At 56.3% G+C, this 23,471-nt stretch carries 23 protein-coding genes and 1 tRNA gene; 13 read left to right on the top strand and 11 right to left on the bottom strand.

The genetic code is table 11. The annotated features are described in order from the left end of the window. The first annotated feature begins 1 nt into the window (after position 1). Positions 2–1,222, top strand: coding sequence for a cysteine desulfurase (locus tag GOV87_RS08450; RefSeq protein ID WP_171211469.1), 1,221 nt, complete (start codon positions 2–4; stop codon positions 1,220–1,222). A 66-nt stretch (positions 1,223–1,288) separates the two neighbouring features. Then, positions 1,289–1,365 (top strand) — tRNA-Arg (locus GOV87_RS08455). Positions 1,366–1,495: 130 nt separating this feature from the next. On the opposite strand, the gene GOV87_RS08460 is transcribed toward GOV87_RS08455, so the two are convergent. Then, the gene (locus GOV87_RS08460) at positions 1,496–2,065 is read right to left on the bottom strand and encodes a DUF882 domain-containing protein (protein WP_171121460.1); all 570 of its coding nucleotides are present in this window, start codon (positions 2,063–2,065) and stop codon (positions 1,496–1,498) included. A gap of 356 nt (positions 2,066–2,421) precedes the next feature. Here GOV87_RS08460 and GOV87_RS08465 point away from each other — a divergent pair, with 356 nt between their 5' ends. Genes GOV87_RS08465 through GOV87_RS08480 form a run of 4 tightly spaced genes read left to right on the top strand, consistent with a single transcriptional unit; the run spans position 2,422 to position 6,658 of the window. Beyond that, the gene (locus tag GOV87_RS08465; RefSeq protein WP_171211470.1) at positions 2,422–4,023 is read left to right on the top strand and encodes a murein L,D-transpeptidase; all 1,602 of its coding nucleotides are present in this window, start codon (positions 2,422–2,424) and stop codon (positions 4,021–4,023) included. A 35-nt stretch (positions 4,024–4,058) separates the two neighbouring features. After that, positions 4,059–5,150 carry a UDP-3-O-(3-hydroxymyristoyl)glucosamine N-acyltransferase gene (gene lpxD, locus GOV87_RS08470; RefSeq protein WP_171211471.1) on the top strand — a complete coding sequence of 364 codons (1,092 nt, stop codon included), beginning with the start codon at positions 4,059–4,061 and terminating at the stop codon, positions 5,148–5,150. A gap of 32 nt (positions 5,151–5,182) precedes the next feature. Continuing rightward, positions 5,183–5,440, top strand: coding sequence for an acyl carrier protein (locus tag GOV87_RS08475; protein ID WP_171211472.1), 258 nt, complete (start codon positions 5,183–5,185; stop codon positions 5,438–5,440). Positions 5,441–5,449: 9 nt separating this feature from the next. Beyond that, complete coding sequence (locus GOV87_RS08480; RefSeq protein ID WP_171211473.1) at positions 5,450–6,658, top strand: beta-ketoacyl synthase; 1,209 nt, start codon at positions 5,450–5,452, stop codon at positions 6,656–6,658. A 57-nt stretch (positions 6,659–6,715) separates the two neighbouring features. On the opposite strand, the gene GOV87_RS08485 is transcribed toward GOV87_RS08480, so the two are convergent. After that, complete coding sequence (locus GOV87_RS08485; RefSeq protein WP_171121455.1) at positions 6,716–7,309, bottom strand: invasion associated locus B family protein; 594 nt, start codon at positions 7,307–7,309, stop codon at positions 6,716–6,718. A 436-nt stretch (positions 7,310–7,745) separates the two neighbouring features. Between GOV87_RS08485 and GOV87_RS08490 the strand changes: the two genes are divergently transcribed. After that, positions 7,746–9,287 carry a helicase HerA-like domain-containing protein gene (locus tag GOV87_RS08490; protein ID WP_171211474.1) on the top strand — a complete coding sequence of 514 codons (1,542 nt, stop codon included), beginning with the start codon at positions 7,746–7,748 and terminating at the stop codon, positions 9,285–9,287. A 45-nt stretch (positions 9,288–9,332) separates the two neighbouring features. Here the strand turns inward: GOV87_RS08490 and GOV87_RS08495 are convergent, their stop codons facing one another. The 7 genes from GOV87_RS08495 to GOV87_RS08525 all read right to left on the bottom strand — a co-directional run bounded on the left by GOV87_RS08495 (position 9,333) and on the right by GOV87_RS08525 (position 15,402). Further along, positions 9,333–9,605, bottom strand: a complete 273-nt coding sequence (locus GOV87_RS08495; protein ID WP_254428763.1) for a hypothetical protein — start codon at positions 9,603–9,605, stop codon at positions 9,333–9,335. Between the two features lie 140 nt (positions 9,606–9,745). Next, on the bottom strand, positions 9,746–11,059 hold the full coding sequence (locus GOV87_RS08500) for a branched-chain amino acid ABC transporter permease (RefSeq protein WP_171211475.1): 1,314 nt from the start codon (positions 11,057–11,059) through the stop codon (positions 9,746–9,748). Beyond that, positions 11,056–12,066 (bottom strand): branched-chain amino acid ABC transporter permease, encoded by a 1,011-nt coding sequence (locus tag GOV87_RS08505; protein WP_171211476.1) that lies wholly within the window; start codon positions 12,064–12,066, stop codon positions 11,056–11,058. Before GOV87_RS08505 ends, GOV87_RS08500 begins: the two co-directional genes overlap by 4 nt. Then, complete coding sequence (locus GOV87_RS08510; RefSeq protein WP_171211477.1) at positions 12,066–12,467, bottom strand: hypothetical protein; 402 nt, start codon at positions 12,465–12,467, stop codon at positions 12,066–12,068. Before GOV87_RS08510 ends, GOV87_RS08505 begins: the two co-directional genes overlap by 1 nt. Positions 12,468–12,477: 10 nt before the next feature. Continuing rightward, positions 12,478–13,308 (bottom strand): ABC transporter ATP-binding protein, encoded by an 831-nt coding sequence (locus GOV87_RS08515; RefSeq protein WP_171211478.1) that lies wholly within the window; start codon positions 13,306–13,308, stop codon positions 12,478–12,480. After that, positions 13,305–14,093 carry an ABC transporter ATP-binding protein gene (locus tag GOV87_RS08520; RefSeq protein WP_171121450.1) on the bottom strand — a complete coding sequence of 263 codons (789 nt, stop codon included), beginning with the start codon at positions 14,091–14,093 and terminating at the stop codon, positions 13,305–13,307. Before GOV87_RS08520 ends, GOV87_RS08515 begins: the two co-directional genes overlap by 4 nt. Positions 14,094–14,220: 127 nt before the next feature. Next, complete coding sequence (locus GOV87_RS08525; protein WP_171121449.1) at positions 14,221–15,402, bottom strand: ABC transporter substrate-binding protein; 1,182 nt, start codon at positions 15,400–15,402, stop codon at positions 14,221–14,223. A 153-nt stretch (positions 15,403–15,555) separates the two neighbouring features. On the opposite strand from GOV87_RS08525, the gene GOV87_RS08530 reads away from it, so the two are divergent. Beyond that, complete coding sequence (locus tag GOV87_RS08530; RefSeq protein ID WP_171211479.1) at positions 15,556–16,653, top strand: PQQ-dependent sugar dehydrogenase; 1,098 nt, start codon at positions 15,556–15,558, stop codon at positions 16,651–16,653. On the opposite strand, the gene GOV87_RS08535 is transcribed toward GOV87_RS08530, so the two are convergent. Further along, positions 16,650–17,654 carry a GlxA family transcriptional regulator gene (locus GOV87_RS08535; protein ID WP_171211480.1) on the bottom strand — a complete coding sequence of 335 codons (1,005 nt, stop codon included), beginning with the start codon at positions 17,652–17,654 and terminating at the stop codon, positions 16,650–16,652. The genes GOV87_RS08530 and GOV87_RS08535 overlap by 4 nt on opposite strands. Positions 17,655–17,822: 168 nt before the next feature. On the opposite strand from GOV87_RS08535, the gene GOV87_RS08540 reads away from it, so the two are divergent. Further along, the gene (locus GOV87_RS08540; protein WP_171211481.1) at positions 17,823–19,193 is read left to right on the top strand and encodes a class II 3-deoxy-7-phosphoheptulonate synthase; all 1,371 of its coding nucleotides are present in this window, start codon (positions 17,823–17,825) and stop codon (positions 19,191–19,193) included. A gap of 39 nt (positions 19,194–19,232) precedes the next feature. Here GOV87_RS08540 and GOV87_RS08545 read toward each other — a convergent pair whose 3' ends face one another. Beyond that, positions 19,233–19,907, bottom strand: a complete 675-nt coding sequence (locus GOV87_RS08545) for a PAS domain-containing protein (protein WP_171211482.1) — start codon at positions 19,905–19,907, stop codon at positions 19,233–19,235. Positions 19,908–20,151: 244 nt separating this feature from the next. On the opposite strand from GOV87_RS08545, the gene GOV87_RS08550 reads away from it, so the two are divergent. Genes GOV87_RS08550 through GOV87_RS08565 form a run of 4 tightly spaced genes read left to right on the top strand, consistent with a single transcriptional unit; the run spans position 20,152 to position 23,286 of the window. Next, positions 20,152–21,042, top strand: coding sequence for a YicC/YloC family endoribonuclease (locus GOV87_RS08550; RefSeq protein WP_171211483.1), 891 nt, complete (start codon positions 20,152–20,154; stop codon positions 21,040–21,042). Positions 21,043–21,057: 15 nt separating this feature from the next. Beyond that, positions 21,058–21,699, top strand: coding sequence for a guanylate kinase (gene gmk / locus GOV87_RS08555; RefSeq protein ID WP_171121443.1), 642 nt, complete (start codon positions 21,058–21,060; stop codon positions 21,697–21,699). Continuing rightward, complete coding sequence (locus GOV87_RS08560) at positions 21,696–22,217, top strand: gamma carbonic anhydrase family protein (protein ID WP_171121442.1); 522 nt, start codon at positions 21,696–21,698, stop codon at positions 22,215–22,217. Before gmk ends, GOV87_RS08560 begins: the two co-directional genes overlap by 4 nt. A 22-nt stretch (positions 22,218–22,239) precedes the next feature. Further along, entirely contained in the window at positions 22,240–23,286 is a 1,047-nt protein-coding gene (locus tag GOV87_RS08565; RefSeq protein ID WP_171211484.1) for an ATP-binding protein, read from the top strand. The last annotated feature ends 185 nt before the right edge of the window (positions 23,287–23,471 follow it).

Below are 23,471 nucleotides of genomic sequence, written 5' to 3' on the forward strand. Positions count from 1 at the left end.
CATGTATGATGTGCAGAAAATCCGCTCTGACTTCCCGATCCTGTCCCGAGAGGTGAATGGAAAGCCGCTAACCTATCTGGACAATGGCGCTTCGGCGCAGAAACCTCAGGTCGTGATTGATGCGGTGACGCGGGCGTATGCCGAAGAATATTCAAATGTTCATCGCGGTTTGCATTATCTGTCGAACCTCGCGACCGAGAAATACGAATCCGTTCGTGGCACCATCGCGCGGTTCCTTGGCGCCCAAGATGAAAACGAAATCGTTTTGAATTCTGGCACGACTGAGGGAATTAACCTTGTAGCCTATGGCTGGGCGATGCCGCGTCTCGAGGCCGGTGATGAAATCGTCCTGAGCGTCATGGAGCACCATGCCAACATCGTTCCCTGGCACTTCCTGCGCGAGCGGCAGGGCGTTGTCCTGAAATGGGTCGACATTGATCCGGACGGCGGGCTGGACCCGCAAGCGGTTATTGACGCGATCGGACCCAAGACCAAGCTGGTTGCCGTAACACAGTGTTCGAATGTTCTTGGCACAGTTGTCGACGTAAAGGCAATTACCGAAGGCGCACACGCCAAGGGCGTTCCAGTGCTGGTGGACGGAAGTCAGGGCGCCGTACACATGCCGGTGAACGTGCAGGAAATCGGCTGCGACTTCTATGCGATCACGGGGCATAAGCTGTATGGTCCGTCCGGTTCGGGTGCGATCTACATCAAATCCGAGCGCATGGCCGAGATGCGCCCCTTTATCGGCGGTGGCGACATGATCAAAGAAGTCAGCAAAGATCAGGTGATCTATAACGACCCTCCCATGAAGTTCGAGGCCGGTACCCCCGGCATAGTTCAGACCATCGGGCTAGGTGTCGCGCTGGATTACATGATGGATCTAGGTATGGAGAACATTGCCGCGCATGAGGCGGGGCTGCGCGATTATGCGTTTGAGAAACTTGCTGGTCTCAATTGGCTTCAGGTTCAAGGCATGCGTCCGGACAAGGCCGCGATCTTTAGCTTCACGCTGGATGGGGCCGGACATGCGCATGATGTGTCCACCATTCTGGACAAGAAGGGCGTCGCGGTCCGCGCCGGTCATCATTGCGCGGGGCCACTGATGGATTTCTTTGGTGTTACCGCAACTTGCCGCGCGAGCTTTGGTCTTTACAACACGATGGATGAGGTCGATACGCTGGTCGACGCGCTTGAACTGGCGCATGATTTGTTTGCGTAAATGCCGGCGCTATGGGGGCGATTTGCAGTTGCACCCGGATCGGATCAAGGTTAGCTAACGACCAAGGCACCTGTAGCTCAGCTGGATAGAGCGCTGCCCTCCGAAGGCAGAGGCCAGAGGTTCGAATCCTCTCAGGTGCGCCATAATCATCCGATCAGTTTATCTATCCTGACGTCGCAATTCTGCATTTGTCGGTATTGCGCCCGTCGTCAGACCTTCCAGAAAAACAAAAAGCGCCCGTGGGCGCTCTGTGTTTTGGGGGGTGGGTTGTTATTAGCCGCCCCAGCTTCGGATTTCACCGCAATCCATGTGGACGAAATTCGAGCGGGAATATTTGCCAACACCACCGGCCCGGCAGGACATTGCGGCCTTGGCCATTTGCGAGACTGAACGGGACGATAGGCGCAGGTCAGCAGCCTGACCTTTCATGTGCAATGAGTTCTTGGCAACGCGACGCGACCGTGACCGCAACATCGCGTTTGTCTGCGGCGAGCGATAACCCGACAGCAGCATATAAGGCTCGTCAACATTCAGGAGATTGTGAGAGGCAGCCATGATGTCGATGGTGCGCAGATCCATAGGTTTGACCTGATCGGTGCGCCAATCACGCATGAAGTGGTTCACTTCCTTGACGGCATCCTTGATGTATTTGCCGTCGACCCAATAGATCATGTCGATCCGTTCACCGGTGCGACCCGAATACATGCGAATACGGCGAATGTCGCCACCGCCGCGGAGAAATCCTGCTGCATTGGAATAAGTCGGTGCCGCGACAACTGCCGTAGCTGCGAATGCGCCCAATAGGGCACGCCGGGTCAAGCCCGAAGTACTGCTCGTAGTCATTATAGTTTCGTCCCGTACTGTTCCTGCCTGCACACGATGTTACGCGCGCGTTCTTAATTTTTTCCCATCCCAGATGCCGAATTTATGGCACAGACGCGAAAGACCGCCAAGAAGTCTTTCATACTCATCTATTCAAGGGGGAATTTTCGGCAGTTTTTTGCGCAGATGATGCATTTCGGTATAGTCTTTAAGCAGATGGGTTATGCCGGTCCCTTGACGATGCAAACGCGCATCACGGCCAAAAAGAAGATTTGAAGTGATGCATTTGTGAATGGACAAGCGGTCTGACCCGCAATCATATTTGTTCGACGTGAACTGAAAAAACGTCCAAGTTATTGAATAATCAGGGTCATCCCATGCGAGCATTTTTACGTGCGCCATCTGGTTTCATCTTCGCAGCCTGCTTTGCGGCGTCTGCGGCGCTGGCGAACACCGATTCCAAACCCGCGACCGCGTTTCAGATGTCCGTTGCCGAATTTCTGCCCTCAGGCTCTGGAATGTCCGATTTTTACCGCTCTAACGGGTTTTCTCCGGTTTGGGTTGGCAATTCGGCCGCACATCAGGCACGCAGGTCAGGTTTGATCCGCGCACTGTCCAGCGTTGACATGCACGGTTTGCCACAGGGCGCTTACGACGTGCAGGGTTTGCTGGCTCAGATGCAGGACGCGCAAACCCAGCGCGATCTAGGTGCGGTCGAAATGTCGCTGAGCCGTGCTTTCGTCGCCTACGCCAATGACATGTACTCGGGCGCCTTACGCCCATCCCAGATTGACGACGGGCTGGTGCGCAAGGTCGAACGCCGGACAGCCGCCCAGCATCTGCAGGGCTTGGTGGATCACGATGCCGCGTATTTTGATCTGCTTACCCCGCAAAACGCACAGTACCGCGCGCTGATGAAGCAGAAGATCGCGCTTGAAAACCTTATTCGACAAGGCGGCTGGGGGGCGGGCGTTCCCTCGGATAAGCTGGAATACGGTGACACGGGGCCGAATGTAATTAAACTGCGCAATCGTTTGATTTCCATGGGGTATTTGAAGTCCACGGCAAGCCCTGAATTCGACGATGCGTTGCTGGATTCTGTAAAGAGGTTTCAATCCGATCATGGCCTTGCTGCGGATGGGGTGGCCGGTCAAGGAACAATCTCAGAGTTGAACCGGACGGCATCTGACCGCCTGAAGTCCGTATATGTGGCGCTCGAGCGTGAACGCTGGTTGCCGAAAGAGCGGGGCGCGCGGCATATCCTTGTCAATCAGGCGGATTTTTCTGCCAAGATTGTTGATGATGGCTTGGTCTCATTCGAAACCCGGACGGTGATCGGTAAGAACACTCATGATCGGCGCAGCCCGGAATTTTCGGACGAAATGGAGCATATGGTTATCAACCCCAGTTGGTACGTGCCACGTTCGATTATCACCAAGGAATACCTGCCAAAGCTGCAGTCCAACCCTAATGCTGTTGGGCATATTCACATCACCGACCGCAGTGGTCGACAAGTGAATCGCGGGGCCGTGGACTTTACCCAATTCAACGCTCGCAACTTTCCGTTTGCCATGCGACAGCCGCCGAGCCAAAGCAACGCTTTGGGGCTGGTAAAGTTCATGTTCCCAAATCAATACAACATCTATCTGCATGATACGCCTCAGAAATCTCTGTTCGCGCGTGAGGTTCGGGCGTTCTCGCACGGGTGTATTCGTCTGGCTCAACCGTTCGAGTTTGCCTATGCGCTTCTGGCCAAACAGGAAGAAGACCCCAAGGCGTTCTTCCATCGCATTCTTGCCACCGGAAAAGAGACCACGGTGCCGTTGGAGCAACACGTGCCGGTTCATCTGATCTATCGAACGGCCTATATCGGCCCGAAGGGTGAGGTGCAGTATCGACGTGATGTCTACGACCGCGACCGGAAAATCTGGGAGGCGCTCCAGAAAGCAGGGGTAGCCCTGCCGGACGTTCAGGGGTAATCACCGGGTTAAGTCCTAATTCCGGGAAGCCCGACATGCAGTACACAATTCTACAAATCGCCGAAGCCCTGGGTGCTGAATACCAGGGCGAAGGTGATCTTGCCATTGAGCGCGCAGCAGAACCCGGTGATGCGGGGCCTTTGGATTTGGCAATGGCCATGTCGCCAAAATATGCCGACGCTCTTGGTGCGGGGAACGCGCAGGCGGCGGTTCTGTGGGCAGGGGCCGATTGGCGGGCATTGGGCCTGAAGGCTGCTATTTTTGTTGCTCGTCCCAGAATGGCCATGGCCGGGATCACTTCGATGCTTGATCCGGGGCAGGGTGTTGCGCCTGGCATTCACCCCTCGGCGGTGGTTGACCCAACGGCAGAATTGGCCGACGGCGTTTCGATTGGTCCATTGGCGGTGATTGGCGCGCGCGCAAAGATCGGCAAAGGGGCCGTGATTGGCGCGCATTGTGTGATCGGAATGGATGCCGTCTTGGGTGAGAACGCGTTGCTGCGCGAGATGGTCAGCATCGGGGCCCGAGCCCAAATCGGCCATCGTTTCATTGCGCAACCGGGTGCCCGGATTGGTGGCGACGGGTTTAGCTTTGTTACGCCCGAGGTGTCAGGCGTAGAAAACGTGCGTAAAACGTTGGGTGACCAGGGCGATGCGCGGGCGCAAAGTTGGTTGCGTATCCACTCGCTTGGCGCGGTTGAAATCGGGGACGATGTTGAAGTCGGCGCAAACTGCACGGTCGATAACGGCACAATCCGAAACACGTATATCGGTGATGGCTCGAAATTGGATAATCTTGTGCATGTCGGCCACAACACGCGTGTTGGTAAAGATTGCCTACTGTGCGGACAAACAGGCGTCTCAGGTTCGGTCGAGATCGGCAATAACGTGGTTCTTGGCGGTCAAACCGGTGTGGTCGATAACATTTTTATCGGCGACGGTGTGATCGCAGGTGGGGGTACGAAAATCCTTTCCAATGTGCCGGCCGGGCGTGTGATTTTGGGGTATCCGGGCGTAAAGATGGAAACGCATACGGACATGTACAAAGCCCAGCGCCGCCTTCCACGCATGGCGCGTGACGTCGAGGCGCTCAAAAAGGCTGTTTTCAAACAGGCTCCGAACGATTAAATCACCCTCAACGGGACAATCAGAGGTTCGACATGAGCATCACCGAACGCGTCATCGCCATCATCGCCGAACAGGCCGTGTTGGAACCTTCGGATGTGACGCCCGAAAGTACGCTCGAGGATCTTGGAATCGACAGCCTTGGTCTGGTGGAAAGCATTTTCGCCATCGAGGAAGAGTTCGATATCACTGTTCCTTTCAATGCCAACGAACCCACGGCAAGTGATTTCGACATCTCGAACGTGGCAGCGATCATTTCCGGCATCGAAAAAATTGTGTCGGAAAAGGTCTGACTCAAGATCATGAAACGCGTTGTCATTACCGGGGCCGGGACGATCAATTCGCTGGGCCACTCCGTTCCCGCCACACTTGAAGCAATGCGTGAGGGCCGCTGTGGGATTTCCGAACTGGAGTTCCGCGACGTTGAGAGGTTGGCCATCAAAATCGGTGGTCAGGTCCGGGGGTTCGAGGCCGAGGGCCGGTTCAACCGACAGCAAATGACCCTGTACGATCGGTTCACGCAGTTCACGCTGACGGCTGCTAAGGAAGCAATCGAACAATCCGGTATCGAGTTTCACGGTGATCTGGCCGCGCGGTCCGGTGTTGTGCTGGGCACGGCCGGAGGGGGCGTTTCGACGTGGGACGACAATTATCGCTCTGTCTATGAGGATGGAAAGAACCGGGTTCACCCGTTCGTCGTGCCCAAATTGATGAATAATGCTGCTGCCAGCCATGTGTCGATGGAACAAAACCTCAAGGGGCCAAGCTTTACTGTTTCGACGGCCTGTGCGTCCTCGAACCACGCTATGGCGCTAGCATTTCAGATGGTGCGCAGCGGCGCTGCGCCAACGATGCTGACCGGTGGTTCGGAATCCATGCTCTGCTTTGGCGGCGTCAAAGCCTGGGAGGGACTGCGCGTCATGTCCAAGGACGCCTGCCGCCCGTTCAGCGCGAACCGGAATGGAATGGTTCAGGGTGAAGGCGCTGGAGTTTTTGTGTTCGAGGAATATGAACACGCGCGCGCCCGTGGTGCGGACATATTGTGCGAGGTCGTCGGCTTCGCGATGTCATCCGATGCATCGGATATCGTAATGCCCAGCAAGCAGGGCGCGGCGCGGGCCATGTCTGGTGCGTTGTCCGATGCGGGTCTGAACGCAGATCAGGTTGGTTATATCAATGCGCACGGCACGGGGACGGCAGCCAACGACAAAACCGAATGTGCTGCCGTTGCTGATGTCTTTGGGCCGCATGCGGACGAGTTGATGATCTCGTCCACCAAGTCGATGCACGGTCACTTGATTGGAGGAACCGGAGCTGTTGAGTTGCTGGCCTGCATAATGGCTTTGCGCGACGGGGTGATCGCGCCAACCATAGGCTATGAAGAACCTGATCCCGAGTGCGCCTTGGACGTGGTGCCAAATGACGCGCGCGACGCCAAAGTAGATGTGGCGCTGAGCAATGCGTTTGCCTTTGGCGGCCTGAATGCGGTTTTGGCGCTGAAACGTGTCTAAGCACGTCGGGCGGAAAAGAAAGGCGACTATTTCTTCAGCCGCCTTTGTCTGCCGTTCTTAGTTTTGCTGTGCCGTCAGGCTGTCAAACCCCGACGTGAATCCCGCAAGCGACATGTCCATTGACAGAACCTGATCCGGAAAACGGGCCGGAACCAGCGACAGAACCGCTTTGCTACCTGCTTTCATTGCGTCGACATCGCCTTGGCTCAACCCAAGTTGGGCAACGCAGCCGACAGGAACACAGTGGTGGTAATTGTAGAGTTTGCGCGGTGCTCCGTCGATTGACAGGGCAAGCTGCGCCTGAAGCAGGGTTTCAAGGGGAACGATCACACTGGCCCATGCAGCGGCAGCTCCACCAGCGGGCAATTTACCAATGGTGACTTCGGCAATAGGTTCACCCTGCTGACCGTTCAGGATCTGGACCAAGGCGCAGGGGTCATTGCCCTCTTCGGCCTTGATGCAGGAAACCTCCCAGTCGCCTGACTTTTCCTTGATGAACTGTTCGCCGACACGCGGCCCGGACTGACCCAGATCAAGACCACTGTCTGCCTGCGCCGGTTGAGATTCACCGGATTGAGTTTCCTGAGCTGCAACCGCGCCTGATAGAAGCACGGCGCCAACAATGTTGAGTGAGAGAAGTTTCTTGAACATGAACGCCTCGGCAGATTGGTTAAGCTTTTTGCCCGGTCTAACATCCTTGTGGCAGGGTGTCAGGCACTAAGCTTTCAAAATGCAGGGAAGTGATCGGAATCTTGCCGGTTTGCCGCGATTTTCGGGGCTTTTTCCAACGAAGAAGGGAGCCGGTGGAGCGGCTCCCTTCAACTGAATTTTCTCCCCGTCGGACTGGCCGACTTAGTTATGCGCAGACGTTACGAGAGGGGAGCGCATCGGTCAACTGCAAACCTGAAAATTTAATGACATAGGCCGCAATCTTAAAAAAAAGCCGCGCCCGAAAGCGCGGCCAGTCGACAGGGAGGAAGATCGTTGCCTCGCACCTCTCACTGCGGAGACAACGAATAGACTATCGCAGTTAAATATTAAATTTGTATGCTGCCGTCAGATCGGTGGATATTGGGACCATAATCATATGGAAAATGGTATTTTTTTGGGTGGCGCCGGTGACGAGTATGGCCAGCCTCAATCATTGACGTTGAAATATGCCAATCGGCATGGATTGATCGCTGGTGCGACTGGAACCGGAAAAACGGTGACATTGCAAATTCTTGCCGAGGGATTTTCGCAGGCAGGTGTTCCGGTGTTTTTGTCCGATGTTAAGGGCGATCTGTCCGGGTTGGCCAAGGCGGGTAGTGAAACGCATAATCTGCACAAGTCTTTTCACGAACGCGCCGAAAGAATTGGCTTCACAGATTATTCTTATGCGGCGTGCCCTGTCGCCTTTTGGGATCTGTTTGGCAAACAAGGGCATCCCGTCCGTACAACCGTAACTGAGATGGGGCCGCTTCTTCTGTCTCGTCTGATGGATCTGAGCGAGGCACAGGAAGGTATTTTGAACATCGCCTTTCGTGTGGCGGACGAAGAAGGGTTGCCGCTGCTGGACCTTAAGGATCTGCAATCGCTGCTGGTTTGGATTGGTGAAAATCGAACGCAGTTGTCCTTACGCTTTGGCAATGTTTCGACGGCTTCGATAGGGGCCATTCAGCGACGCCTCTTGGTTCTTGAAAACCAAGGTGGCACCAACCTGTTCGGCGAGCCAGCTTTGGAACTTGCGGACTTGATGCGCGTTGACGAAAACGGGCAGGGCGTCGTGAATATCCTTGCCTCGGACAAGCTGATGGGTGCGCCGCGTCTTTACGCGACGTTCCTTTTGTGGCTGCTTAGTGAATTGTTCGAAGAACTGCCCGAAGTCGGCGATCCGGATAAGCCAAAGCTGGTGTTTTTCTTTGATGAGGCGCACCTGCTTTTTGAAGACGCCCCAAAAGTTCTGGTGGACAAGGTCGAACAGGTCGCGCGCCTGATCCGTTCAAAAGGGGTTGGCGTTTATTTCATTTCTCAGAACCCAGCAGATATCCCAGAAGATATTCTTGGTCAGCTCGGGAACCGTATTCAGCACGCCCTGCGTGCGTTCACGGCGCGGGACAGAAAGAACCTGCGCCTTGCCGCCGAGACATATCGCGAGAACCCGGATCTTGATACCGAGGCCGCAATCCGTGAAGTCGGGGTTGGCGAAGCCGTTACTTCGATGCTTCAAAAAAAGGGCGTGCCGGGTATTGTCGAACGTACTTTGATCAGACCGCCGGGCTCGCAGCTTGGCCCGGTAACTGCGGCCGAGCGTCAGGCCGTGATGGATACGTCCCCGATGAAAGCAAAATATGATGCGCTGCAAGACCGAGAGTCCGCGTTCGAGATTTTGAAATCCCGTGCTTCGGCCGCCGCCGCAGCCGCTGCTGAGGCCGAAGAACACGAAGAAACTCAATCCGTGGCCGAACGTGAATTTTCGACAGCGCGACGCTATTCCGGCAGCAGGGTGGGGCGGTCCTCGTCCCGCGTCACCCGCAAAAAGGATACGTTTACGTCGGCGATGAGCGAGGCGGTTATCAAAGAGCTGAAAGGCACCACCGGACGCCGCATTGTTCGCGGTATCCTTGGTGGATTGTTTAAAAACAATTAGGGGCCGCGCGCCGGACCAATTTGGTTCAGCGCGCAGCCAGCCGGATCACTTCAGGCGGCGCTGGCCTTCCTGCTTACAGTAGGCGTCCGCCTCTGGCACCGACATCTTGTCAGCCGGGAAGTCAGTGGCGCGATCCCAGATTACCCGGTCCAGGCGATAAAGCTGGCAGGTGACTTCGCCCTTGGGGGTTTGAACTTTCACCGGTGCGCTTTCGACGTCTTCGGGTGACGGAATACATCCCGACAAACCTGCGACAAGCGGTAGAAAAAGAACTGTTTTGGTGATCAAGGTTTTCATGTGAACTCTTTTCATACTCATCAGGCCGTCCGCGTTATCCAGGGTGAGGGGAACACCGGCCTGAAGCACTGCGGTCACCTATCGTGTAAACAAGCGATACGCTGAAATCAACAAACCGCGCCAAACACTTGGCGCGGTTTGAAACTTAACCTTGGGTCAGTCTATTTTTCGGGTATCAATCCTCGTGGGCTGAACCTGAGCACGATCAGAAGGATCAGACCCATAGTGAACAGCCGCATATGAGCGGCACTTTCAATCAGGTGTGCCTTAAGCGCGCTACCGTCCGGCATTCCCGCCGTAATCAGGTTCATCATCCACAAGCCAATCGGCTCGACCTGGACCCACAGGAACCAGATCAGGAAAGCCCCCAGAACTGCGCCGAAATTGTTGCCGGACCCGCCGACAATTACCATGACCCAAACAAGGAATGTAAACCGCAGCGGATTGTAGGTGCCGGGCGTCAACTGGCCGTCAAGCGTGGTCATCATCGCGCCAGCAATGCCGCAGATCGCCGACCCCAGAACGAAGATTTGCAAGTGGCGGCGGGTGACGTCCTTGCCCATTGCTTCGGCCGCGACTTCGTTGTCGCGAATGGCGCGCATCATCCGACCCCATGGGCTTTTTAGCGCCATTTGCGCCATCCATAGCAGCGCCAGCAGGACGATTGTGAACAACAGTGAATAGCCCAATTTGACAGACAGGGTCGAAGCCGTAACCGGATCAAGCCCCAGCCATTCGGCGCGGGCGATAAAGCCGGGATCGGCCTGCAACTCGACCTCATAACCCACCACTGGGGCGGGGCGCGGGATTCCGTAGACATTCTTGACGCCACGGGCCAGCCAGTCTTCGTTCTTCATGACGGCGATGATGATCTCGGCGATACCCAGCGTCGCAATCGCCAGATAGTCTGACCGCAGGCCCAGCGCAGTTTTCCCGATCAACCAGGCCGCGCCCGCTGCCAGCAAGCCGCCCGCAGGCCATGCCAACAGAACCGGCAGGTTCAAACCGCCGATATTGCCTGCGACTGCGGGGTCAATCGCCTCGACCGCGGCGATGCTGGGATCGAACACCGCGCGATAGATAAAGAACCCGGCGATGAGAATACCGATGATAGACAGGGTTTGCATTCGTCCCTTTGGCATTCGCGTGGCGACAAGCACGGCAGCGACCACTGTCGCGGCCCCCAAAAGCAGGGCGAGTAGAATGCCGTATCCTCCGGCCGACCATGCGCCTGGCGTGGGCGGGGTCGAGATCAGCACCACGGCCAGCCCACCCAGCGCGACAAAACCCATGACGCCCACGTTGAACAGCCCGGCAAAGCCCCATTGCAGGTTCACCCCGATGGCCATGATCGCCGAGATCAGCCCCATGTTCAGGATCAAAATGGCCGAGTTCCAGCTTTGCGTGAAACCCGTCAGCAGGATCAGAGAGCCAACGACAATGAAAAGCAGCGTGTTTTTGACGGACTCGGTCATACCGCTTTCCCCTTGAACAGGCCCGTGGGCTTAAACAGAAGCACGATCAGCAGGATCACGAAACTGACGGCGAATTTGTAATCGGTGGACAGGAACTGAACGAGGCCCGAGGGCTCCAGACCTTCGGGTGCTAGATAGGTCAGCACCTTTTTCCACGCATAGGTGATGGTGACTTCGGAAAACGCGATGATGAACCCGCCCGCGATGGCACCAATCGGGTTGCCAAGACCGCCGACAATGGCCGAGGCGAAGATCGGCAGCAGAAGCTGGAAATAGACGAAGGGTTTGAAGCTTTTGTCGAGGCCATAGAGCACACCCGCCGTGGTCGCCAGCGCTGCGACAATGATCCATGTTATCATCACCACACGTTCTGGGTTGATGCCGGACAGCAGCGCCAAATCCTCGTTATCGGAATAGGCGCGCATCGACTTGCCGGTGCGTGTCTTGTTCAAGAACCAGAACAACAGCACCACGGCGACAACCGCAACAACCACGGTAATGCCCTGAGAGGTCTTGATCGCCAGCCCTTCACGTAGCCCGGTCATCGCTTTGAAGTCACGAGCCGAGACGATGAACCGCGCGCCGTCCGAGAAGCGTTGATCATCAGGACCGATGATGAATCGCACGATCCCGTTCATGATGAACATCACGCCCATCGACACGATTACCAGAATGACCGGTTTGGCCTTTTGTTCGCGGTAGAACCTGTAAACCAGCCGGTCGGTGACCAGCACCAGAACGATACAGCCCAGTATTGCAAAGGGCAGGGCAAGCAGAGCGGTCGGCAGCGGCCCGAAACTGACCCCGGCGGCTTGCAAGCCCCACGTGACCAGAACCGCGATCATGGCGCCAAAGGCCATTGTGTCGCCATGAGCAAAATTCGAGAACCGCAGGATGCCATAGATCAGTGTCACCCCCAGCGCTCCCAGCGCCAATTGGCTGCCATAGGCGATTGCGGGAACAAGAACGAAGTTGGAGAGCGCCACAAGGGCGTTGAGGAAGTCCATTAGTTTATCACCTCGCAAATTCCTACCAACGTCCACAGTTTGCGCTGCACGGAATCTTCGATCATTTGTTCAAGGGAAAACGATGGTTCGTTGGATTCATTGTCGAAAGCAACATTGATCAAGCCACGAGTGTCGGTCATGCCGGATTGATACCAATCGACATCTTGCCAATAAGGCCGAGCTTCCTTCAACACTATTTCTAAACCGCCGCCAGCAAGTGTCATTCGACGTTTGTTTATGGAAACCTCGAACGCTCGATTATCCTTCTGGCAGCCCTGCGGAGTCGAGTAAGCCGCGTTCCAACAGAATTTTTCTGCATGACAAGTGTAGGTTTCAGCAGACGCGGGCATAGTCGTAAAGACGAACACGTGAAAAACCGCAAGAGCGGTAATGACTTTCATACGAAGCACCTCACCCCCCCAAGAAACTCTTACGCACTTCGGGATCGGCCAGCAGTTCCTTGCCCGTGCCGGTATAGGCGTTCCGCCCCTGAACCAGCACATATCCCTTGTCCGCGATCTCCAGTGCCTGACGGGCATTCTGTTCGACCATCAGGATCGGCAATCCGGTGCGGGAAACCTCGATAATCCGGTCAAACAGCTCATCCATCACGATGGGCGAGACACCGGCGGTTGGCTCATCCAGCATCAGCACCTTGGGCTGAGTCATCAGCGCGCGGCCCACGGCGACCTGTTGGCGTTGGCCGCCCGACAGCTCTCCGGCGACTTGGTTACGCTTGTCGCGCAGGATGGGGAAAAGGTCATAGACCTGCTCCATCGTCTGGCTGATATCGTCGCGGCGGATGAAGGCACCCATCTCAAGGTTCTCCTCCACCGTCATTGAGGTGAAGATGTTCGACGTCTGCGGAACAAAGCCCATCCCCTTGATCACCCGGTCCTGCGGCGACAGTTTGGTGATGTCTTCGCCGTCCAGTCGAACAGCTCCGGCGCGGACGTCTAGCATGCCGAATACAGCCTTCATCGCGGTCGATTTGCCCGCGCCATTAGGGCCGACGATCACCGCAATCTCGCCTTTGTCGACGGCGATGGTGCAATCGTGCAGGATGTCTGGCCCTTTGCCGTAACCACCGGTCATGGTGTCACCAATCAGGAAAGGGCCACCTTCGACTTTATGTGTCTCGCCACTTTTGCGATGGGCGGGGGTCATCGTGCCGACGCCATGCGTATTGGTAATCGAGGCGTCCTTGTTGCCCTTGTCGTCGTGATAAGGATTGTCGCTCACGCCCCGGCCTCCAGCTTGTCTTTGTTCTTCAGGCCGGTGCCTAGATAGGCTTCGATCACGTGCTCATTCGCTTTGATCTCATCCAAGGTACCTTCGGCCAGCACCTTGCCCTCGGCCATACAGATGACCGGGTCGCAGATTTTGCCGATGAAATCCATGTCATGCTCAATAACCACGAAGGTATAGCCGCGTTCCTTGTTCAGGCGCAGGATCGTGTCGGCGATGGTCATCAGCAGGGTACGGTTCACGCCTGCACCAACCTCGTCCAGAAAGACGATCTTGGCGTCGACCATCATGGTGCGACCCAGTTCCAGCAGTTTTTTCTGCCCGCCCGAGACCTGACCGGCCTTATGATCAGCCAAATGTTCGATGGTCAGGAACTCAAGCACCTCATCGGCCTTGGCGCGCAGCGCGCGTTCCTCGTCAGCGATGCGTTTGCGCCCAAACCATGTGTTCCAAAGCGATTCACCCGATTGCGCGCCGGGCACCATCATCAGGTTTTCACGGCACGACATCGAGGAAAACTCATGCGCGATCTGGAACGTGCGCAGCAGGCCTTTGTGGAACAGCTCATGCGGGGGCAGGCCGGTGATGTCCTCACCGTCCATATGAACCTTGCCGCTGGTCGGCGGCAGAACGCCCGCGATCACGTTGAACAGAGTGGTTTTTCCGGCCCCGTTCGGCCCAATCAGACCGGTGATCGAGCCCTTTTGGATTTCCAGCGATGCCCCGTCCACCGCATGAAACCCGCCGAAATGCTTGTGCACGTCTTCGACGACGATCATCTTTTCCCCTAGCCGCCGTTTTCGGCGTTGTTGTCCCATCCCCGTTTTCCGGGGTGCGGCCTTTTTTCATTGAAACAGCCCGGACACAAGGCCCGGGCTGCTTGTTTTTATGACTATTTAAGTCCGATCAACGGAAGTTGACGGTTTTGTTTTCGCCGTCGGTGACTTCGATCTCACGATACGAACCGGCGCTTTCACCGGGGCCGATCAGTTCAACACCGGATGCGCCGACATAGTCGATGTCCTGACCTGCGGCCAGCAATTCCAGACCCTTGGCCAGTTCACCGGGATAGATCTTTTCACCCGGAGCGTTGGCAACGTCCATAATCTTGGCGCCATAGTCCGCAGGGTTGGTGGACCCGGCGGCTTGCATTGCCAGCATGAACAGCGCTGCGGCGTCATAGCTTTCGGGCGAATAGGGCGAAGAACCGTCGAAACCCGCAGCTTCGGCCATGGCAAAGTACTTTTCAGCACCTTCACCGCCCGAACCGGCGATCTGACCGAACGAGCCGTTCAGGTCGGGGCCGACGTTATTGGGCAGTGAGTCACCGATCATGCCACCGGGCAGACCGAATGTGTCAAACGCACCGCTGTCCAGCGCCGACTGGATGATGCCCAGACCGCCCTGATCCAGATAGCCCGCGACCACCAGTATGTCGCCACCGGCCGAGGCCAGCGCGCCCACTTCGGCCGAGTAGTCGGCCTTGCCGTCTTCGTGCGCGGCCACGATAGTGACTTCGCCACCCGAAGCCTCGAACGACGACTGGATAGCGTCCGCCAGACCTTTACCGTAGTCATTGTTGGTATAGGTCAAAGCGATCGAGCTGATGCCGCGATCGTTCAGGATGTCGGCCATCACCTGACCTTCGCGCGCATCCGACGGGGCGGTGCGAAAGAACAGGCCATTGTCTTCCATGGTCGACAGGCCGGGCGAGGTTGCCGACGGTGAGATCATGACCATGCCGTTCGGAATCGCGACGTTCTGCAGGATCGCTCCGGTCACGCCCGAGCAGTCGCCGCCGATGATGCCAGCGACACCGTCTGCGATCATGCGCTCACCGTTCGAGGTGGCGAGACCGTTGTCGATGCAGCCGGTGTCAGCGCGGGATGCCGAAACAGACGAACCGTCCAGCAGTTTTCCGGATTCGGTGACTTCGGCCATTGCCAGTTCCGCGCCCGAGCCCATGGCAGGTGCCAGCGATTCAATCGGACCGGTAAAGCCGAACAGAACGCCCAGTGTGACATCTTCGGCCATTGCGGTGCCGGACAGCAGAGCGGTTGCTGCAGTTGCTGTAAGCAGCTTTTTCATATGGTTACTCCCTATTGTGAACGTATTCGTTCTGGGCATGACCCTAGGCAAGCTGTTCGGAAAAGAAAAGTCCTAACGCAAACGTGTTTTTGCGGCCCATAATCTTATTTGTTTTGTTGCGGTTGTCGCAGTGCCCCTAAAGTGGAGATCCCCATGCTCAGAGCGTTCGCGGTTTCACTCCTGTTGTTCGGTCCAATGGTGGCCGACGCCGATGAACTAAGAACATCAGCCGGTCCGGTGCAGGTGAGCGCACTTGTCGATGGGCTGGATACCCCGTGGGCGGTTGGGATACTGCCAGACGGTACGTTTCTGGTGACCGAGCGTGACGGACAGCTATTATATGTCACTGACGGGGACGCACGCCGGGTGCGCGGTGCACCGGATGTGGTGGCCAAAGGGCAGGGTGGGTTGCTGGACGTGACCATCGCACGCGATTTTACCCAAAGCCGTGAGATTTTTCTTACTTTTTCAAAACGTCAGAAGGGTGGTGCAGGAACTGCCGTGGCGGTCGCACGCCTGTCAGAGAACGGAAAACGCCTTACAAATCTAAGGGTGATCTTCGAAGCCATGCCGGGGGGATCTGGTGGTCGGCATTTTGGGTCTCGGGTCGTAGAAGCCGATGACGGAACCTTGTTTGTCACAATCGGTGATCGCGGTGACCGGCCTCAAGCTCAGGACAGGTCGAACCATATCGGCTCGGTTATCCGGATAAACCGGGATGGTTCGGTCCCGTCTGACAACCCGCTTGTCGGTCAACCCGATTTAAGGCCCGAGATTTGGTCTTATGGGCATAGAAACCCACAGGGCGCGGGTCTTGATGCACAAGGGCGACTGTGGACGTCGGAACATGGTGCGCGGGGCGGGGATGAGGTGAATCTTGTTCTGCCGGGTCAGAACTTCGGTTGGCCGGTTATTTCCTACGGTAAGCATTATTCAGGCAAGTCAATCGGCGAAGGCACCGCGAAGTCCGGGATGCAGCAACCGAAATTCTACTGGGACCCATCCATCGCACCTTCGGGATTGATGGTGTATTCCGGAAAACTCTGGCCCGAGTGGAAGGGCGACATCTTCGTGGGGTCGCTCAAGTTCAACTACATCGCCCGGCTTGAGGGGTCACCCCTAAAGGAAGTCGAGCAAATCAAAGGAGCCGAGACCGAGCGCGTCCGGGACATTGTCGAAGCGCCTGACGGGTCCATTTGGTTTATTTCCGTAGGAGAAGGCGCGGTTTATCGGATGGCGCCCCAGGGTTAAACCGAAAGGCGACCACTTTGGGCACCGCGCTCCCGGTATGGTGTCGTATTATAGTGAGCGCGGTAGCATTTCGAGAAATGCGAGGGGCTGGCGAAGCCGCAGGCAAGCGCCACGTTAATGACACTCATATCTGTCTGCATCAGCAGGTTGCGCGCTTTGTGCAGCCTAAGCTCCATGTAGTACCGCTTGGGAGAACGGCTCAGGTAGCGACGGAACAGGCGTTCCAACTGGCGCGTGGACATGCCCACATCCTTGGCAAGGATCGAAGGTGAGATCGGTTCCTCGATGTTTTTTTCCATCATCAGGATGACCTGGCTCAACTTGGGATGGCGCACGCCGATGCGAGTCGGGGTGGACAGGCGCTGCGTGTCCTGATCGGTGCGGATCGAGGAATAGATCATCTGGTCGGCGACCGCGTTGGCAAGATCTTCGCCGTAATCATCAGCGATGATCTTCAGCATCAGGTCGATGGATGAGGTCCCGCCCGCAGTTGTCATCCGGTTGCCATCAATTTGGAAAACAGACTTTGTTAGCTCGACCTCATCGAATTCCTCGACAAAGCTGTCCGAGTTTTCCCAGTGGATCGTCGCACGTTTGCCGTCCAGAAGTCCGGCCTTGGCCAGAGTATATGCCGCTGTGCAAAGCCCGCCGATTTTCAGACCACGCCGTGCCTCGCGCCGAACCCAATTCAGAACTTTCTTGGTGGTCGCCGCCTGAACGTCTACACCGCCGCATATGATCACAACGTCGTCGCGCTGCAATTCGTTCAGATCGGTGTCCAGCTTGAACTCGGTCCCGGCCGAGCATTTGACGGTATCACCGCCTTCGCCTGCAAAAGTCCACGAATACAGCTCTTTGTCGGCCATGCGATTGGCAATACGCAGGCTGTCCAGCGCCGAAGCAAAGGACAGCAGCGAAAATTTGTCCAGCAAGACAAATACGAAATTCTTAGGGTTGGCCGCAGTGTCTTCCACCGTGACAACTTGGCGTTGCTCTTGCATGGCGAGGTGTCCTTGATTCGGCGCCTAATGACGTTGCGTCGGCGACAGATTTGACAGCAACCATGATCAAAGCTTGTTTCCCGCGTCAAGAGGCGCAAATCGTATATGGTCACTCTTCAATGCATTTTGTATAGAGACGACCTGAATACTTCAGCGGAGATCAAAGCTATGACCGAGTGGCAAAAATCGAACTGGCGCAACAAGCCCCGGGTTCAGATGCCAGATTATACCGACGCGGACGCGCTGTCTAAGGTCGAGGCCCAGCTTTCGCAGTATCCCCCGCTGGTTTTTGCCGGGGAAGCGCGCCGCCTGAAACAGCTTTTGGGCGCCGCCGGACGTGGAGAGGCGTTCCTGCTGCAAGGTGGCGACTGTGCTGAAAGCTTTGAACAATTCAGCGCCGACGCAATCCGCGATACCTTCAAGGTGATGCTGCAAATGGCTATGGTGCTGACGTATGGTGCCAAAGTTCCCGTGGTCAAAGTTGGCCGGATGGCGGGACAGTTTGCCAAGCCACGCAGCGCCCCGACCGAGGTTGTCGATGGTGTGGAACTGCCAAGTTATCGTGGCGACATCATCAATGAACTGGCGTTCACGCCCGAAGCGCGTATTCCGAATCCCGGCAAGATGTTGCAGGCCTATACGCAGGCAGCGGCGACGCTTAACCTTTTGCGGGCCTTCTCGACCGGAGGCTTCGCGGATATGAGCATGGTGCATTCGTGGACTTTGGGCTTCACAGATGAACAGGACGTTCAGAAATACTCTGAGATCGCGGACCGGATTCAGGACACGATCGACTTTATGCACGCGGCTGGTATCACCGCCGACACCACGCATGAGTTCTCGACCGTCGAGTTCTATACCAGCCACGAAAGTCTGCTGCTGGAGTATGAAGAGGCGTTGACGCGTCTGGATTCGACTTCTGGCAACTGGCTGGCCGGGTCTGGCCATATGATCTGGATCGGCGACCGCACCCGTCAGCCCGACGGCGCGCATGTGGAATTCTGCCGCGGTGTATTGAACCCAATTGGTCTGAAATGCGGTCCGACCACGACGGCGGAAGACCTGAAGGTTCTGATGTCCAAGCTAAACCCCGAAAACGAAGAGGGTCGCCTGACCCTGATCGCGCGGTTCGGAGCGGGCAAAGCCGGTGAGCATCTGCCGCGTCTGGTCAAAGCCGTGAAGGAAGAGGGTGCTAATGTGACTTGGGTCTGCGATCCGATGCACGGCAATACCATCAAATCGGCAACGGGCTACAAGACGCGTCCGTTTGATTCAGTCCTGCGCGAAGTTCGCGACTTCTTTGGCGTACATCAGGCCGAGGGTACTATCCCCGGTGGTGTACATTTCGAGATGACCGGTCTGGATGTAACCGAATGCACGGGCGGCGTGCGCGCCGTGAGGGAAGAGGATCTTTCAGACCGCTACCACACCGCCTGCGACCCTCGTTTGAACGCGTCGCAGTCCCTTGAACTGGCCTTCCTTGTGGCCGAGGAACTGACTAACCTGAGGCGCGATCGCAGCAAACGAGCGGCGAGCTAAATCATAGAAAAAGCGGGCAAAGGCCCGCTTTTTTGTTACCTAATCATCTCGCGATACAACCAGACGCAAATGGGACTTTGAGTGATCAAACTCCCTTTGTCCCTCGGCAAATCCTGCTGAGGTCGGTTCGATCTTCGTGCGCGGTGATTGAACGGACGCCACTGTGCGAACCTTCTGACCAAGCACGCCGAACCGTCTGGGCGTGGCTCCGATGGCACCATTGCTGGCAAGTACGCCCAAGACGCGGCTTACGTCCCCTAAATCGCTTTTCAGTGGCAGCAGGATCATGCGCGCATCCAGATGGGCGCGCCCCGGTTTCCCAGCGCCTGCAAGTTCAAACTCGGCAATCGCAGGTCCTGCAAAAACCTGTTCCAATATCTCTGTAATCTGAGATCGTGCCGACGGTTCGAAAAAGGCGGTCAGAGGCATGCCCCGAACCTCCATCCCGGCAAGCCTGTTCAGATGACTGCCCGCAAGGCGAAACCTGGCCAGGCCGGGTGCTATGCGTTCGAGGATAAAGGTGTTTTCCAAAATGTTCTCAAGTCCGCGTGGATCAATCTGCGATCGCATTGGAATCTCGCTACCCGATAGCAGCGCGCTCCAATAAGCCTCAGCCTGGCGAATGGGCGAAAATATGCGGCCACTGTCAAAGCGATCCATCGCGATGATCTTTCCAAAGTTAGACCCGGACCCGTTTCCGAAAAAGGGCGTCATTTCATTGCCCTAACGCCAAGTGGCCATCATTTTCCTAAAATGCCAGATATCGGGGGCATCTTTCGAATGACCAGTTCTGACAGGGGCCAAACTGACATGGTTGGTGCCACTCTTGGAGGAATTCTTTAATGAATGGTTAACTTAGCTGTCTTCAGGCGAAACCCAGCAAACTCTTGCCCTGCGTGCTGTGATGGCATTAGGTGCGGTCAAGTATTCTGAGACGAGCAGCGACGAAAGGGCGGGCATGATCAGATCCATGACTGGATTTGCCTCTGGCAAGGGGGCGTTTGGGCCGCATAGCTGGACGTGGGAGTTGCGCAGCGTCAATGGCAAGGGGCTAGACATGCGCGTGCGTGCTCCGGACTGGTTGACGGGGTTAGAGGTCGCATTGCGTGGGCAATTGTCCAAGGCCCTGAGCCGGGGAAGCGTCACGCTGTCCCTGCGGCTTAACCGTGATGAATCTGCGCCGGACCTTGTTTTGAACGAAGTCGCAATGGGGGCTGCGCTGGAGGCCCTGGCAAAAACGCAGCAAATGGCAGAAGCGCGGGATATCATGCTTGCCCCGTCGCGTGCTTCTGACCTTATCGCGTTAAAAGGTATGTTGGATGCAGGCAGCGACGTAGACGATCCTGCGCCATTGGTCGAACATCTAATCGCTGAGTTCCCGGGGCTTTTGACCGAATTTATCGCGATGCGCGAGACCGAAGGTCAGTCGCTTTCACAAATATTGAATGGTCAACTGGAAACGGTGGCGGAATTGACAGAACAGGCTGCAAATCTGGCGGAGCAGCGAAAGGATAAGGTCGCAGAAACGCTGCGCGAGAACCTGACGCGCGTCATGGATAACGCGCAGGGTGCCGACCCGGACCGTGTTGCGCAGGAACTTGCACTGATCGCGGTCAAGGCCGATATCACCGAAGAAATTGATCGCCTGAAAGCGCATGTCTTGGCGGCGCGGGACTTGCTGGAACAGGACGTTGCAGTTGGCCGAAAGCTTGACTTTCTGATGCAGGAATTCAACCGAGAGGCCAATACCCTGTGTTCAAAAGCGCAAAGTGCCGATCTGACTTCGGTAGGGCTTGAGTTGAAAGCCGTTATAGATCAGATGCGCGAACAAGTTCAGAACGTGGAATAACGACAGGAGCGCCAAATGGCGGATCGACGCGGCCTACTTATCATTCTGTCCTCGCCCTCTGGTGCAGGAAAATCTACATTGGCCAAACGGTTGATGCAGTGGGATACCGATCTGGAGTTTTCGGTCTCGGCCACCACCCGCGCGCCGCGTCCGGGCGAAGAACACGGTCGCGAGTATTTCTTTTTGACGGAGGATGCGTTCAAACAGCAGGTCGCCGAAGGGCAGATGCTGGAACACGCGCATGTTTTCGGGAACTTCTACGGCTCACCAGCCGGGCCTGTCCGCGAGTCGATCAACAGCGGAAAAGACGTATTGTTCGATGTGGATTGGCAGGGTGAGGTTCAGATCCGCAACTCGGACCTTGGCAAACACGCGCTTTCGATCTTTATCCTGCCGCCCTCGATCCCGGAACTGCGCCGTCGGTTGGAAAGCCGTGGCCAGGACAGTGACGACGTGATCGCCAAACGGATGCTCAAGAGCTGGGACGAAATCAGCCATTGGGGGTATTACGATTACGTTCTGGTCAATGACGATCTGGATTCGACGGAAGAAAAACTGAAGACCATCGTCAGCGCCGAACGTATGCGCCGTATTCAGCAACCCAGCCTTCAAAACCACGTTCGCGCACTACAAAATGAATTTGAGGGCCTGTCATGACAATCTACGCCTTGGGCGAGCATACGCCGCAAATTCACGATGACACATGGGTTGCACCGGACGCCAACCTGATCGGTAAAGTGGTGATGGAGCAGGGCGCCTCGGTCTGGTTTGGGTCCACCATCCGCGCCGACCATGAAGAGATCCGCATCGGCGAAGGCAGCAATGTTCAGGAAAACTGCGTCATGCATATTGATGCAGGTTTTCCCCTGACTATTGGCAAGAACTGCACCATCGGCCACAAGGTTATGCTGCATGGCTGTACGATTGGCGAGAACTCTCTGATTGGAATGGGGGCGATCGTCCTGAATGGGGCAAAGATTGGCAAGAATTGCCTGATCGGGGCAGGGGCTTTGATTACGGAAGGCAAAGAGATACCGGATAATTCACTTGTTATGGGATCACCGGGCAAGGTTGTGCGCACATTGGACGATGCAGCCGCGAAGGGTCTGACCCTAAGCGCCCTGCATTACCAGAGCAATATGCGCAGGTTCCGGGATACGATGACGGCGGTCTGATTACCTCCAAGAGGTTTTTTCCATGTCAAATGACCAGCTCACCGAATTTGTCGCGGCCGTTCCCATGCCGGCTTTGGTGGTCGATCAAACGGAACGCATTATCGCCGCCAACACGCACGCCAAAACCTTGCTTGGCGCGGGGATCGAGGGTCGGCACTTCGCAACGATCCTGAGGCAGCCTCAGGTCATCGAAGCCATGGAGCAGAGCCTGCGCACAAAAGGGCCGGCGAAAACGCGTCATCTGGCGAACGACGGGGCGCAGGACACAACCTTCGAAGTTCAGTGCCGGTATATGAACGGCGTCGGAGCGGTTTCCGGCGGCGCTGTGTTGGCCATCTTTCAGGATGTCACCCATCTGGAGCAGGCCGGTCAGATGCGTCGTGACTTCGTTGCCAATGTCAGTCACGAGCTGCGAACCCCTCTGACCGCCTTGATGGGGTTCATTGAAACCCTACGGGGACCTGCCCGTGACGATGCCGTCGCGCGCGAGCGGTTTCTTAAGATCATGACCGAGGAAGCCAACCGCATGAACAGGTTGGTGGGTGATTTGCTTTCATTGAACCGGGTTGAAAGCGAGGAACGCGTCCGCCCGAAAGAGCAACTGGAACTGACGGGAATGATGCAGTCGATTTTGAACTCGGTACGTCCTTTGGCCGAGGACGCCGGTGTCGAACTGACCCTTTCGGCGGATCAGGGGCCTGTTACGTTAACCGGTGACAGCGATCAGCTGCGTCAGGTTTTCACCAACCTGATCGAAAACGGAATCAAATACGGCGGCAGCGGTGGCGTGGTCGAAGTGCGCATCACGTCCTCGGACCGGGATACGGCGATGCGTGGTCCTGCTGTAAGGGTACAGGTCATCGACAAGGGGCCGGGAATCGATGCGACACACTTGCCGCGTCTGACTGAGCGATTCTATCGCGCCGACAGTCATAGATCGCGTGAGCTGGGCGGAACGGGGCTGGGCTTGGCCATTGTGAAGCATATTGTAAATCGCCACCGTGGTCGCCTGCGCGTGGAAAGCGACCTTGGAAAAGGTTCTGTGTTTACAGTTATTTTGCCGCGATAACTCGGTTCAGATTCTGTCTATGGTCGTCCAATTTGTCAGTTTTTGGCCGATATTTCTTTCGTAACGTCACCTTCAAACAAAGCAAGGTGTCATAAAAGCGTTACAAACCTGTCACAAAAGGCTTACGCACGGCTCTTAGGGGTGCCGCAGGATCATCATGGGGGTGATCAAATTCTATCCTTTCA

This window comes from Ruegeria sp. HKCCA5426 (genome assembly GCF_013034585.1).
Classification (GTDB): Bacteria; Pseudomonadota; Alphaproteobacteria; order Rhodobacterales; family Rhodobacteraceae; genus Ruegeria.

Coding starts and splice junctions, on each gene's coding strand:
- GOV87_RS08480 (WP_171211473.1), top strand. CDS start 5,450: ATGAAACGCGTTGTCATTACCGGGGCCGGGACGATCAATTCGCTGGGC.
- GOV87_RS08545 (WP_171211482.1), bottom strand. CDS start 19,907: ATGACGCCCTTTTTCGGAAACGGGTCCGGGTCTAACTTTGGAAAGATC.
- GOV87_RS08520 (WP_171121450.1), bottom strand. CDS start 14,093: ATGATCGTCGTCGAAGACGTGCACAAGCATTTCGGCGGGTTTCATGCG.
- GOV87_RS08525 (WP_171121449.1), bottom strand. CDS start 15,402: ATGAAAAAGCTGCTTACAGCAACTGCAGCAACCGCTCTGCTGTCCGGC.
- GOV87_RS08510 (WP_171211477.1), bottom strand. CDS start 12,467: ATGAAAGTCATTACCGCTCTTGCGGTTTTTCACGTGTTCGTCTTTACG.
- GOV87_RS08460 (WP_171121460.1), bottom strand. CDS start 2,065: ATGACTACGAGCAGTACTTCGGGCTTGACCCGGCGTGCCCTATTGGGC.
- GOV87_RS08550 (WP_171211483.1), top strand. CDS start 20,152: ATGATCAGATCCATGACTGGATTTGCCTCTGGCAAGGGGGCGTTTGGG.
- GOV87_RS08560 (WP_171121442.1), top strand. CDS start 21,696: ATGACAATCTACGCCTTGGGCGAGCATACGCCGCAAATTCACGATGAC.
- gmk (WP_171121443.1), top strand. CDS start 21,058: ATGGCGGATCGACGCGGCCTACTTATCATTCTGTCCTCGCCCTCTGGT.
- lpxD (WP_171211471.1), top strand. CDS start 4,059: ATGCAGTACACAATTCTACAAATCGCCGAAGCCCTGGGTGCTGAATAC.
- GOV87_RS08450 (WP_171211469.1), top strand. CDS start 2: ATGTATGATGTGCAGAAAATCCGCTCTGACTTCCCGATCCTGTCCCGA.
- GOV87_RS08565 (WP_171211484.1), top strand. CDS start 22,240: ATGTCAAATGACCAGCTCACCGAATTTGTCGCGGCCGTTCCCATGCCG.
- GOV87_RS08535 (WP_171211480.1), bottom strand. CDS start 17,654: ATGCAAGAGCAACGCCAAGTTGTCACGGTGGAAGACACTGCGGCCAAC.
- GOV87_RS08465 (WP_171211470.1), top strand. CDS start 2,422: ATGCGAGCATTTTTACGTGCGCCATCTGGTTTCATCTTCGCAGCCTGC.
- GOV87_RS08490 (WP_171211474.1), top strand. CDS start 7,746: ATGGAAAATGGTATTTTTTTGGGTGGCGCCGGTGACGAGTATGGCCAG.
- GOV87_RS08500 (WP_171211475.1), bottom strand. CDS start 11,059: ATGACCGAGTCCGTCAAAAACACGCTGCTTTTCATTGTCGTTGGCTCT.
- GOV87_RS08505 (WP_171211476.1), bottom strand. CDS start 12,066: ATGGACTTCCTCAACGCCCTTGTGGCGCTCTCCAACTTCGTTCTTGTT.
- GOV87_RS08495 (WP_254428763.1), bottom strand. CDS start 9,605: ATGAGTATGAAAAGAGTTCACATGAAAACCTTGATCACCAAAACAGTT.
- GOV87_RS08475 (WP_171211472.1), top strand. CDS start 5,183: ATGAGCATCACCGAACGCGTCATCGCCATCATCGCCGAACAGGCCGTG.
- GOV87_RS08540 (WP_171211481.1), top strand. CDS start 17,823: ATGACCGAGTGGCAAAAATCGAACTGGCGCAACAAGCCCCGGGTTCAG.
- GOV87_RS08485 (WP_171121455.1), bottom strand. CDS start 7,309: ATGTTCAAGAAACTTCTCTCACTCAACATTGTTGGCGCCGTGCTTCTA.
- GOV87_RS08530 (WP_171211479.1), top strand. CDS start 15,556: ATGCTCAGAGCGTTCGCGGTTTCACTCCTGTTGTTCGGTCCAATGGTG.